Raw genomic sequence first — 12,310 nt, 5'->3', positions numbered from 1 at the left:
GGTCTGCTCCGCAGACACGACGCGCCGCCGCTACGCGGCGGATTCCGGCTTCGCCGGAATAGCGGCGGAACTCCGTTCCGCCTTCCGGATCACTCCGTGATCCGGGGGCCCGGCCTCCGGCCGGGCCCGTCCCTTACCGGCCTGCTCCGCAGTCCAGTAAGGGACCTGACGCACCCTCCGGGCGCGTCAGAAAAACGGCAGCAACGGGAGGGGTGGCCCGGCTTGGTGACGTTGCGTCAGGGGTGCCGGGCGGTCGCCTCCGATCACTTCTACTTACTTCCTAGTAGAAGCAGTGCGTCATTCTCTAACTCGGCTAGACTCTGGGATAATACAGGGTACCTATACCGCTAGGTGGCTTCCTCAGATAGAAGTCATCATTTTGGATCCCGGATCAGTTCTGGGATAGCAGTTAAATCCCTCCAGAAGTTCGAGAATGCGAGACTCCGTGACTCAGATGGAATTGCGCCCACATCAGGTTGAGGCCGTCGAAAACGTGGTCCACATTCTCGGCACGCCGCCCGGTGGCCGTATGCCTCCCGAGGGGCTGAGGACGCAGGTAATCGCGGCCACTGGCTCCGGCAAAACCCTCATCGCCGCAGAGTCGGCGCAGCGGCTTTCGGCCCGGCGTGTTCTCGTTCTGGTGCCGACGCTGGACCTGCTGACGCAGATGGCCGGCGCGTGGCGCCGTGCGGGCCGGTCGGGCGCCATGGTTGGGGTGTGCTCGTTGCGGGCTGAGGAGAGTCAGGGTCTGCCGTGTACGACGGACCCTGGGGAGCTCGTGGAGTGGATGCGCGGGCTGGAGACGGTGACGGTCTTCGCCACCTACGCCTCGGTCGGCATGGGTGTCCTTCAGCGTGCGCACGCTGCGGGGTTGGGGGTGTGGAGCCTGATGATCATTGATGAGGCGCACAGGACCAGCGGGGACGGGTTGAAGCCGTGGGCGGCCGTGCACGACCAGGCGCAGCTTCCCGCGGAGCGTCGGCTCTACATGACGGCGACGCCGCGGGTGTGGGAGGCCGAGGGCGAGCGGCCGCGGATGGTGGCGTCGATGGAGGACGGGTCCCCCGTCTTCGGGTCGGTCGCCTACAGGTTGACGTTGTCGGAGGCGGTCGGGCGGGGCATTGTGGCGCCGTATCAGGTGCTGTGCCTCGACATCCGCGATCCCGACCTGCACGCGGCGTTGACGTCGGAGGCCCCCGGATCTGATGCGGTGCGTGGGGCGCGGTTGACGGCGGTGCAGACAGGGCTGATACATGCCGCCGTCAAGGAGCGTTTTCGCAGGGTGTTGTCGTTCCATAGTCGGGTGGGTGAGGCGAAGGCGATGGCGGCCTCGGTCCCGGTGACCGCGGGCCGGCTCGCCGCCGACGACCCCGACACCTACCCGCCCGTGGAGCAGGTGTGGGCGGACTGGCTGTACGGCGAGCACGCCCCCGGCCACCGCCGTAAAGTGCTCGAAGAATTCGCCTCCGAGTTCCTGGGCGGCCCCGAATTCGAGGGTCGTGATGTGCGGGCTGAATTGCGGGTACTTTCCTCCGTCCGAGTGCTCGGAGAAGGCGTTGACACGGCCGAGTGTGATGCGGTTCTTTTCGCGGACGCCCGGGGTTCGATGGTCGACATCGTACAGATGGTCGGGCGGGCGCTGCGGCTTAATCCAGATCATGGGAAACTGGCCACGTTGATCGTTCCTGTGTTCCTCGGTCCGGACGAAGATCCGGATGAACTCCTCACCTCGGATGCCTACAACAGCCTGTCGAAGGTCCTTGGGGCCCTGCGGGCGCACGATGCGCAGACGATCGAGGCGCTCGCGGATCCCCGGCTGCGCAACAGCCGTCGGCCATCCGAAGTCGGTTCTGGGAGCGGCGAGGACATCGTCGATGGCCGGGACCACGAGGCCGGCGCAGACGGGGGCGAGGAGGTCCGGGAGCAGGACGTCGTTCCAGCGGCCGGGGCCGCGGCGGCGGGAGTGCTGCGCTTCACCGAGGAACGCGACCCGGCCGCCCTGGCGCAGTTTGTGCGGCTGCGGGTCATCGACCCCGAGAAGGCGTATTGGCGGCGTGGGATCGAGGCCGCAGTGCGGTGGCTGCGCGAGAGCGGGGAGGGCGAGCTGCGGGTGCCGTTCGCGTACATTACGCCGGAGGACTGGCGAGCGGGCATCGGCGGGCATCCGCTGGGCGTCTGGGTGGCCGATCAACGCCGCTACTACCGCGAGGGCACCCTTGAGGCGTCACGCGTTGCCGAGCTGGAACAGCTCGGCATGGTCTGGTCCGTCCACGCCTCCGCGTGGGAGGCCGGCCTCGCCGTCGCCCGCGACTACGCAGCCGTCCACGGCCACTTCCTCCCGCCCACAACCGCCGTATGGGGCGGAGACAGCTTCCCCATCGGCACCTGGGCTAAGAACATGCGCGCCGCGGCCAGGCGGGCCCGTGAGAACGCCGTACGCCGCGCGAGGGGGGAAACGGGCATCTCCAGCGTCGGAGAGCTCTCAGAGGAGCGTATGGAGGCCCTCGCGGAGATCGACCCCGGATGGGCCCCAGACGGGTGGGACGTCGCCTGGCAGCGTTCGTATCGGCTTGCCCGTGCCCACGTGAAGGCCGGCGGTGAGCTGCCGGGCGGGCCGGGTGAAGTGATCGTGCAGGGTGAGGATCTCGGAGCCTGGATCGCGGGACAGCGGGCCGGATGGGATCGGCTGGTGCCGGCGCAGCAGTGGCTGCTGGAGAGTGTTGGTTGTGAGCCCGCGGGTGAGGACGAGGTCGTACGGCCGGTCCGGCGCAGCCAGGACGAGCTGTGGGAACGCAACGTGGCCGCAGCACGACAGTTCAGGGATCGCGAAGGGCACCTGCGTGTACCCCGTCAGCACCGCGAGGATGTCGACGGGGAGCTTGTGGGGCTGGGGTCGTTCATCTCCAACACCCGACGCCGGGCCGGGAAGCTGAGCCCAGAACGCCGCGCCGCTCTCGAAGACCTTGGTATCCGAGGGGGAACGACGGCGTGAGGATCATGCTGGACAACAACATTTGGTCCTACCTGGGGGATGAACGGGCGGGCAAGCAGTTCAAGACGCTCGCCCGTTCTCTTGGGCATCAAGTGGTGACCGCGCCAAGCGTCCTGCTCGAGGTGCTGCAACATCCCCGCTCGGACATACGGGCGGCCATCATCGAGGCCATCATGACCGCGACGGACGAACGGCTACGCAGTGAGGCCGACCAGGAGGGTGCCGAGGTCATCTCCGAGGTACGCCGACTGCACCCGGAGTGGATGCGGGCAATGCCCGACACCGGACGCGAGGCGACGTGGCGTACGTACTGGACCAAAAGGTTCTGGCGGGAAGCAATGGAGCACCACGACCGGTTGCGCGAGACGGAGCCAGCCCAGCGGACTGCGCGCACGGCGCGGTTCCTCGTGGAGAACCAAAAAGAACAGCGGGAGCGTTGGCGCAAAGCTGGCTTCGATCTCAGCGATCTCTCCCGAATCAAGCTGTCTCCGAGCGAGGACACGACGGCAGAGCAACAGACGGGATGGGCACCTGGCGAATGGATCGCAGCGTGGCGGCCATACTGCCAGGAGGTGTACTGGAGCGCCTTCGTGAGGGGCCGCCGATCTCTGTTCACGCATGAAGAGGCCACCTACGCTGACTGGATCGGCGCCCGGGTAGACCTCGGCGCCATGTGCGCCTCGCGGGAGGCGTTCAACCGGTTCTGGCTGTATGAGGTGGAACGCGCTTCCCTGCCACGCAACTGGCTGCGGTGGGCAGCGGACACCGTACAAATGGACATGAAGGTCACCGGCGGCAACCCTCTTGACGTCCAACACGCCTCCTACCTGCCGGACTGCGACGGGTTTCTCACCGCCGACAAGAACTTCGTGCGGGTACTGGACCGCATCGCGGAGCAGGCCCCGGTTCCCGTAGGTAGAGCCCATCGAGTAGAGCCAGCAGGCCACAACGGCATCGTGGAGGCGATTGAGGCCACGCTGCGTACCCTCTGAGCCGCTCGCCGCTCGGAGGCCCGCCCAGGGCAGCGCCTCACACTGCGGCGCTGGGTCTACTGTTTGCGGTTCTCGTCACGGACGATGCGGCGCACGCTGGGATCCGCGCGCCCGACCGACAGCATCACCACGCTGCACGCCACGTATGCCCGACAAGTGCGGCAGCGCATCTGTCGTTCACAGTGCCGCAAGGACGAAGGTCAGCAGTGCCAGGGAGAGGGTGGCACTGCCCGCGAAGGCCACCGCACCCCGTAGTAGGGCGGTGGTGTAGGTGGCTCCGTCGATGCGAGCAAGCAGGCCGGCCGCCGCTCCTACGAGGGTGCAGAAGAGCGCGACGACCGCCAGGAGCAGGGCCAAGAGCATCAGGTGGTCGGTGGAGGTGTTCATTGCCTTCTCTCCGTGCGATTGACGATGGCGACTTCGGCGAATTTCGCGGTTCTGGTGTTCACCGGGGTTCAGGGCGAACAAAGATGAACGAAGACGGTCGCCCGGGGGACGGAGAAGCAGGACATGGGGGACGTGCACGAGGATCCGTTGGAGGAACTCGCGCTGCGGCTGCGCACCCTCAGGGCGCAGCGGGGTCTGCAGATGGGCGGGTTGCAGCAGCGGACCAGGCTGGGGCGGACAACGCTCAGCCAGGCCCTGAACGGCCAAGTGGTGCCCACCGAGGCCACGCTGGTGGCCCTGGCGAAGGCCCTGGGGGCCGATGTGGAGCCGCTGCTGGCCCTGCGCGAAGCCGCCGCGCGCATACAGCGGGTTCGTTCGGATTTTGCCGGAGAAGGGCTTCGCAGATCGGTCCGGCCGCCGCTGCAACCTTCGTTCGAGGAGCGGTACCTCAGCTACGTGGCGGATCGGCATTCGCAGCTAACTGTCGTGGGGCTGGATCTGAGCCGTCCGGAACGTGCGTGTTGGCCGCTGGACGCAGCGTACTTGAGCCTGGAACTGGCAGAACGACCGGAGGGCCGGTCTGCAGGCGGTGACGAAGCGGACCGGCCGTCCGTCGTGGTGAAGCGTGCTGAGAACGCGTTGGCCAACTGCAGACGAGTGTTGCTTCGAGGGCTCGCTGGTAGCGGAAAGACAACATTGCTGCAGTGGCTAGCTGTCGCCACAGCACGCGATGAACTGCCGGAGGAACTGGCGGATTGGCGTGGGCGGATTCCGTTCGTCCTACCGCTGCGGACGCTGGTGAGGCGTGGGCCCCTTCCCGAGCCACACGATTTCCTCTCTGCGGTTGGAACGCCCCTGGCCGCCTCACAACCTGCAGGCTGGGCCGACACGGTACTCGCCAGAGGTGAGGCACTTGTCCTGGTCGATGGCATCGACGAAGTGCCTCAAGAACACCGGGGCGCCACGCACGACTGGCTCACACGCCTCTTGGCGGCCTACAGGGACGCACGCTTTGTAGTCACCACACGCCCGTCGGCGGTACCGGAGGGGTGGCTGGCTTCGTCGCACTTCACCGAACTGTCCGTGCGGCCTATGAGCGCCGCAGACACCCGAGTCTTTGTGCACCGGTGGCACACCGCAGCACGACAGAATGCGGCAAGCAACAGCGAACGCTCGCAACTGCATGATCTCGAAGCAGCGCTCCAGATCACCGTGCGTGCTCAGCGTGACCTGGCACAACTGTCCAGTACGCCTCTGATGTGTGCGCTGATCTGCGCACTGCACCGGGACCGCCGCGGTCATCTGCCTCACAGTCGCATGGAGTTGTACGAGGCAGCTTTGTCGATGCTGCTCGTACGCCGAGACCTTGAGCGCAGCATCGTTGTCCCGGAAGGCATTCAGCTCACCGAACACCAGAGCGTCCAGCTCCTGCAGCGTCTGGCCTACTGGCTCATCCGCAACCGCCAGACCGAGATGGAACGGGCCACCGCGATGGCCTTGGTCGACGACGCGTTACCGGCCATGCAGGCCGTGGCCGAGCAGGGCACTGCCGACCAGGTGCTGGCCCACCTGGTCGGCCGCAGCGGACTCTTGCGCCAGCCCACTACGGACACCATCGACTTCGTCCACCGCACCTTCCAGGACTACCTCGGGGCCAAAGCCGCCATCGAAGCTCACGACTTCCCCCTGCTAGTCAACAATGCCCACGACGACCAGTGGGAGGACGTCGTACGCATGGCCGTCGCCCACGCCCGACCAGCTGAGAGCGCCGACCTGCTCCGCCGCCTCATCGAACGCGGTGACGCTGACAACGAGCACCGTCCCAGGCTTCACCTCCTGGCGGCCGCCAGCCTGTACTACGCCACCGAAATCGAGCCCGACGTCCGCAGGCTGGTCGAACAGCATGCACGCGCTCTGATGCCTCCCCGTTCCCGGGAGGAAGCGGATACACTCGCCGCGCTCGGGCCGGGCATCCTGGATCTACTGCCGGGCCCCTGCGGCTTGGAAAGCGACGAAGTAGACCCAGTCGTGAGAACCGCCGCTGCCATCGGTGGCGACCAGGCCTACGCGTTCCTCCAACACTTCGTGCAGGATTTGCCTCCTTCCTCAGTAAGTTACGAACTGCTTGAGGGATGGGAGCAATTCGATGCCGACCAGTACGCCCGCGAAATCCTGCTCCCCTTCCTGGAGCATCTCCCCATTACCGTGCAGACGCATGATCAAAGAAACGCTCTACGTCTCCTGAAACCCATCACCGACATTTCCTTCAGAGGAACATTTACTGAAGAAGAGATCATCGAGCATCTCTCACCCGGGAACATCGAAAGACTGCAGATCTACTCCGGTCAACTGCTCCAGGATCTGAAATTTATCCGAAAGTTTACAGCTCTCAAAGAGCTTGCCCTGTCTGAATGTACACAGCTCAGCCACATTGATGACCTTGCGGGGCTACCGTTGCCCAACTTGAGACTTATTCAACTCCCGGAAAATTTCTCGTTCACCGCCCTTTCCTCACTGCCCGAACTCACCGAACTCGCCCTCTATACGCGTCTGCCGTGGGAGAACCTCGGGGAATTGCCCGCATCCTCCAAACTAGTCTCATTGCGCCTAGCCGGGTGGATTAATACACACCTGACAGGCATCTCCAGATGGGAACAACTTCAAGAACTGGTGATCAACACGGCACCCACCCCTGCAGAGTGGCGAGAAATTTCCACGCTGCCAAACCTAACCAGACTTTACATTTCACAATACGACCTCGCGCAGGCTCCACCCCTGCCCGGAGTGACTTACCTCTCGTTGTCACCCAATGACGCTGACGCACAATTGGAGTTGGTGCCGGACACCTTTCCCAATCTGGAGCAGGTTTCCATCAACTGCCGCCTGTCGTTGCCTGACATCACCGACATCACACCCCTGAATCGGATCAAAAAACTGCAAATTTTATTGAGTTACGCGGATAGTGTCGTCGGCCTGGAGGAATTTGCCCCTGGTGTCGTTCATCGCTACCCACGGCCCCGGACAAACAGCACCTGAGTCATCCATGGGGCTAGGTTTGGGGATGTTGGTCTCCCGGCGGGGCCGGAACAGCGATCCGCCGCTTCCCGATACTTTGGCCGTGTGTTTCAGCGGAGTTGGTGCAGGAGGTCGTCGACAGCGCGCCAGGCACGGAGCGGCCAGTGACGCGTCATACGGGCGCGAGTGGTACGAGCCTGTTCAGCGGCTGGGTGGCGTCCGGTGACGGTGACGGGAGCGTCGTCGCCGAGCGCACGCAGCATGCCGTTGTAGAGGCAGCGCATCTCGCAGCCGTCCTCGCGGTGGTCGAGGGTGGCGGTGGTCAGGTGGTACAGGTGAGCGCCGGTGTCGGCGATCCCGCCCGGCGCGGTCGTCATGGTGACGAACTGGTTCAGTTGCGCAGCTGCGGCGCTGGTGGAGAAGACGAAGACGTTCTCCTTGCGGCGCAGCGGATGGTCGGCGGGCAGGCCGGTGATGTAGGCGGGGTCGTCGAGGGAGCCGTCGCGTTCGGCTTGGACGTGGGCGGGGTCGTACTGGCCCAGGCATTCCAGGCAGGCGCGTCCGGGGGCGGCGATGTGGGCGCGCCATTCGGCGCCGCGCAGGCGTCCGCCGCGGGCGTCGACCGCTATGCCGCCGTCGACGACGGGGATGAGGTGGGCGTAGGCGAGGAGGTTGAGCACGGCGCGGGGCCAGGGCCGGTCGACGCAGGAGAAGATCACGTCGCAGTCGGCCGCGGCGGCGAACCCGTCCGGCTCGACCACGCTCAGCTCGTACGGCGCCGCCTGGAAGGTGGCGGCGGTCGCCGCACGGCGGGCACTACGGGCGGCGAGAGGGGCCTTGGCACGGTGCAGGCGTACGTCACGGAGGGTGGCGTTAAGGAGCCGATCGAGGTTGAGCTCCTCGACGGTGTCGAAGTCGAACAGGCTCAGGCGCTGGATGCCGGTGCGGGCCAGGGCTTCGACGACGAGCATGCCGACCGAGCCGCATCCGACGACACCCACGTGCAGGCGCGCCAGGTCGTCCTGGGCTGTCTGTCCCCAGGCGGAAACGGTGCGCAGCTGCCGGTTCGTGGCCGGCGGTACGGGCACGAGGCGGCTGTTGAAGGTGACCGTCAGGCGGCCACCGACCACACGGACGCTCTCCGCCTCAGTGGGTGCGTAGCGGCGGGGAGCCTGCTGCTGCCAGATGCGGGCACCGAATCCTGCATCCGTGCCCGCGAAGGTCAGACCGACCAGCGGACGGCCGGTGATCACCTGGGTCTGCGCGGCGAAGGACGCCTCAGCCTCGTGATCGATGGCGTTCAGGCGCTGCCATCCCCTGCCTTTGGGGTGGGCGTGGATGAAGCCGAGCCCGCAGCTGTGCTCGGCTGCGAGGGCGGCGGCGCGCAGGAAGTAGGCGCTGGTGAAGTCCACCGTGCCGTGCACGATCCGCTCGCCGTCCTGCGGCGGCACCACCTCGGTGAGCAGCGCGGTGGTGCGGCTGGCGCCGGTGCTCGGCCGCCACAGTACGAAGGCGCAGTCCTCCTGCCCGTCCGCACGGCGCAGGTGATCCGTCAGGTGTTGAGCGACCTCGCTGGTCATGGCGACCGAGAAGCAGGTGATCACGTCGTAGGCCCGTTCTCCATCTGCGCGAAGAGGGTGCGCAGGTGCCGCAGATAGCCGCGGACCGTGCGGTCCTGCGCCCAGTCGGCGGGCGGCCGGCTCCAGTGCTCCCACTCCTGCCCGAGCGGAGAGTTGTGCACGGCGCCGTGCGGGTGTCCCAGGCGAGGGCTGATGTGCGGGCCGTGCGGGGCCGACAGCGGCCAGTCCGGCACCAGCTCCAGCCCGATGCGCACCGTCGTCCCGGCCTGCGGGCCGACCTCGACGAGGTAGGCGAAGACGGCGAAGTTGCCGCTCTGCTCCACCGTGTAGCCGGCCCGGCGCAGGCCCGCGAGCATCCCCGCGGGCCCCGCCTCCGGCATCACCGCAGTCATGCGGTCGGAGTCGGGCCGGTGGAGACCGACACGAACGTCTCCCGCTCATGCAACGTCATCTCCTCCTCCCCACGGCCGGCGAACGAGTGCTGATGACGCCCGCTGATCCGGACCAGGTAGTGCGTGCCCGCGTCGATACCGGCCAGGCCCAGGACCGCGTTCGGCGTCGTGTGCTTCGGCACCTCCACCGGCTCGCCGTCCACCGTGACGGTCACTGTCTTGCCGCCGGTCTCCTCGTGCTGCATGTCTGCCGTCGTCATGACGACCACCTCTCCTTCCTCCGGCCCGCCGCAGCAGGCCGGGATATGCGAAAGGCGGGCTCGAAGCCCGCCTACTTGCTCTTCTTCGAGCCGCGCGACGCGCGCTCGTTCACCGTCGCCGACGGGTGCCTACGCACCGTCGACTGCTTCACGAACCGGCCCGTGACCGCGCTCCGACCACGCTTCCCACCGGCCCCACTCGCCTTACTCGCCTTGCCGGGCATGACATACCTCCCGTTTCTTCAGGGCCACATCGGCCCCGCCACACCCAGGACAGCACGCACAGCACCCTGTCGACAACTTTTTTTGAGTGACAGTTTCACTGTCGTATGTTTATACAAGAAAGCCGCCCGGGGTGACGGGCGGCCTTCTAGCGACACAGGTAGAGCTTTACGTCGCGGGACCCGCAATGATGCCGAGATTGATCAGCCGGTAGCTCATGGCCATCTCGCTCATCTCGAAGCGCCCGGCCATGAGCTGCACCAACTGCTGGGCCGTACGGAACTCGGCCTCGCGTGCTGCGCGACGCATCAGGGGCTCAGGAGCCAGCAGAGCCGCCGCGAAACGGTTGGCTTCCATCTCCTCACGATCCGTGGCCATGCTCGAGACCGTGTCACGGAAGTTGACACGGGTATCGGTGTCCAGGATCAGCGGACGGCCGCGATGCAGCCGCAGGTGCCCGAGTTCGTGAGCCACCGTAAAACGCCGCCGGTTCACGGGGTGCTTCTGGTTCACACCGATGACTTGCTCGTCTCCCCGGCGCAGCAGCATGCCGGAGACGTCATCTGGCATCTCCTGCGGGACGACAAGCACACCCAGCTTTTCCGCGATCAGCATGGGATCGATGGGTGCCTCGTCGATGCCGAACTGCGTCAGCAGCGCCTTGGCCGCCGCGTCAGACCTGGCCATCGCGCACTCTCCGTTCAAACGCCTCTGACGCCACAGACGCCACCGCGTTCGCAAGATGGTCCGGAAGCCCGTTCACCTGGCCGGGCTCCTGCAGATCCGGTAGGAGGTCAGCCGGCTCGACCTCGAGCGCTGACGCAAGGAGCACCAGCCGGTACGGCGGAGGAGCTTGCGCGCCGGACTCGATGTTCGTGATCGACCCGCGCGTCAGGCCCGCCTTCCGGGCCAGCAACTCCTGCGTCAGCTTCGCCCGCACTCTCGCCACGCGCACCCGGCGCCCAATCTCGGCATTGAAATCCCGCTCAACATCGTCCACGCCACTCCCCGCGATGACAGCCACACTGTCATTCCAACTTAGTCCACCCTCACCAAGACCACCACAGCGCCTCCCCGACAACTGCGTAGAGACGTCATCACCGCGCCACGCAGGCCAGAACCAGCCTCAAGATCGCGTCTCGCGACCGGGGCTCGTTGCGTTCGGCCCGCGCCTACCACTCATGCCTTGCCGGGAGTCCGTCGCGGACGTGTACCCGGCGAGGCGGACGGCGGGGTCGCCGTAGGTGTGGTGGTCGGGGGTGTGCGCGAGGTGAGGGTGGTCGGACGCGCCCGCGCGCCCGACGTGCTGACATATTCGTCATCGCGGCCCGCTGGTTCTCCGACTGACGGGCCTGATCCCGCTGCTCACGCCAGAACTGCAGTAGTACATCCGCAGCTTCCGCCACGTTCCCCCTCCCCAGGTGCCTCCCGTGCCGCGCGGAGCGGCAGCAAGGGAGAGATCGCCGGGCGGGGTGGAACGCACGCGGGCCCGGGCAGTGGCAGGCCGGCCGCATGATGTTCAAAAGTTAGGTTCGATGGCCCGGGGGCTGGGGGCAACCCTGCATGTTCTCCTCGGCGGCCCAGCGCCGGGTGTGGTGCGCTCCGCTGACGGGCCAGATCGTGGCCGTCGACTGTTGCCCCCTGCGGGGCCTCCTCGATGGAAGCGGGGGCTGTGGCGGGCGGAGTCTGAGGCATTCGGCGAAGTCCCTCAAGGAGGGCAGGCCACGGGCATAAAGGGGGTCGGCGAACAGGGGGCTGCTGCGCTCTGCGGTGGCGAGGAGGTGGGTGAACGCCGTGGCGCGCATGAGGGGTTGGGCCCAGAGGGGCACCGGGTGGGTGGTGCAGCCTTGGCGGACGTTGTGGCGGTCGTGGAGGGCCAGGGTGGTGCCGTCGAGGGCGAGGTCCAGGACGCGGGCGGTGTCCAGCTGGCTCGTGGAGGCGGCGGTGACGACGGCTGCTGCGAGATGAGCGGCCAGGTGGGGGTGAGGGGTGCAGGACAGGCGCTGCGCGACCTGGGTGGCGATACGGGTGGGAAGCAGTGGTGGGCGCAAGCCACGCTCGGCCGCGGTGGGTGGGGTGCACACGCAGGCGGGGCTGGATTCGTAGGAGGTCAGGGTGGTCAGGGCGGGCAGGTCGATCCACTCTCCGCTGTGCGTGGCGGCTTGCCGTGGCCGCGGCGTGTGCGGTGGGTCCTGGTCGTCCTGGTTCAGGACGGCGTCCGCGTCGGCCATGTCGTAGCCGGTGCGTGCCAGGGCCCGCTCGAGGGCGGCGGAAAGCTTGGGCTGGTGGCAGACCAGGTGGAGGCGCACACCGGTACGGACGCGCAGGGCGAGCAGGTCGTCCAGGGCGCGGGTGGACAGGAGGTGGGCGCGCAGCACGGTCAGGCGGGTGACGGGCAGTGCCAGGGTCCAGGCCGCTGCGAGGGTCCAGAGGGGGGCGGGGTCGGTGGCGCGGTAGCCGGGGACGGGTG

Annotated in this window: 10 protein-coding genes; 3 read left to right on the top strand and 7 right to left on the bottom strand. The window is 66.8% G+C overall.

The genetic code is table 11. The annotated features are described in order from the left end of the window. Positions 1 to 454: 454 nt before the first annotated feature. Entirely contained in the window at positions 455 to 2,992 is a 2,538-nt protein-coding gene (locus AOJ26_RS19945) for a DEAD/DEAH box helicase (protein WP_078959972.1), read from the top strand. A 5-nt stretch (positions 2,993 to 2,997) separates the two neighbouring features. Continuing rightward, entirely contained in the window at positions 2,998 to 3,984 is a 987-nt protein-coding gene (locus tag AOJ26_RS19940) for a hypothetical protein (RefSeq protein WP_159044337.1), read from the top strand. A 177-nt stretch (positions 3,985 to 4,161) separates the two neighbouring features. Here the strand turns inward: AOJ26_RS19940 and AOJ26_RS19935 are convergent, their stop codons facing one another. Next, on the bottom strand, positions 4,162 to 4,371 hold the full coding sequence (locus AOJ26_RS19935; RefSeq protein ID WP_053849676.1) for a hypothetical protein: 210 nt from the start codon (positions 4,369 to 4,371) through the stop codon (positions 4,162 to 4,164). A 123-nt stretch (positions 4,372 to 4,494) separates the two neighbouring features. Here AOJ26_RS19935 and AOJ26_RS19930 point away from each other — a divergent pair, with 123 nt between their 5' ends. Beyond that, a complete protein-coding gene (locus AOJ26_RS19930) occupies positions 4,495 to 7,407 on the top strand; it encodes an NACHT domain-containing protein (RefSeq protein ID WP_053849675.1) in 2,913 nt (970 codons plus the stop codon). 89 nt (positions 7,408 to 7,496) lie between these two features. On the opposite strand, the gene AOJ26_RS19925 is transcribed toward AOJ26_RS19930, so the two are convergent. The 6 genes from AOJ26_RS19925 to AOJ26_RS19900 form a co-directional block, all read right to left on the bottom strand. Further along, positions 7,497 to 8,990, bottom strand: coding sequence for a ThiF family adenylyltransferase (locus AOJ26_RS19925; RefSeq protein ID WP_053849674.1), 1,494 nt, complete (start codon positions 8,988 to 8,990; stop codon positions 7,497 to 7,499). Further along, positions 8,987 to 9,358 (bottom strand): hypothetical protein, encoded by a 372-nt coding sequence (locus tag AOJ26_RS43520; RefSeq protein ID WP_159044335.1) that lies wholly within the window; start codon positions 9,356 to 9,358, stop codon positions 8,987 to 8,989. Before AOJ26_RS43520 ends, AOJ26_RS19925 begins: the two co-directional genes overlap by 4 nt. Then, a complete protein-coding gene (locus tag AOJ26_RS19915; protein ID WP_143663637.1) occupies positions 9,355 to 9,618 on the bottom strand; it encodes a hypothetical protein in 264 nt (87 codons plus the stop codon). The genes AOJ26_RS43520 and AOJ26_RS19915 overlap by 4 nt, the downstream gene beginning before the upstream one ends. A gap of 390 nt (positions 9,619 to 10,008) precedes the next feature. Continuing rightward, entirely contained in the window at positions 10,009 to 10,527 is a 519-nt protein-coding gene (locus AOJ26_RS19910) for an ImmA/IrrE family metallo-endopeptidase (protein ID WP_053849671.1), read from the bottom strand. After that, positions 10,514 to 10,840: a helix-turn-helix domain-containing protein gene (locus AOJ26_RS19905; RefSeq protein ID WP_159044333.1), complete on the bottom strand. Its 327-nt coding sequence runs from the start codon at positions 10,838 to 10,840 to the stop codon at positions 10,514 to 10,516. Before AOJ26_RS19905 ends, AOJ26_RS19910 begins: the two co-directional genes overlap by 14 nt. A 526-nt stretch (positions 10,841 to 11,366) precedes the next feature. After that, a partial coding sequence (locus AOJ26_RS19900; RefSeq protein WP_053849669.1) for a hypothetical protein occupies positions 11,367 to 12,310 on the bottom strand: 944 nt, incomplete at its 5' end.

The organism is Streptomyces sp. NRRL B-24085 (assembly GCF_001282115.1).
Lineage (GTDB): Bacteria > Actinomycetota > Actinomycetes > Streptomycetales > Streptomycetaceae > Streptomyces.
The sequence above is the reverse complement of the archived record's forward strand: the minus strand, read 5'-3'. Positions and strand labels throughout refer to the sequence as shown.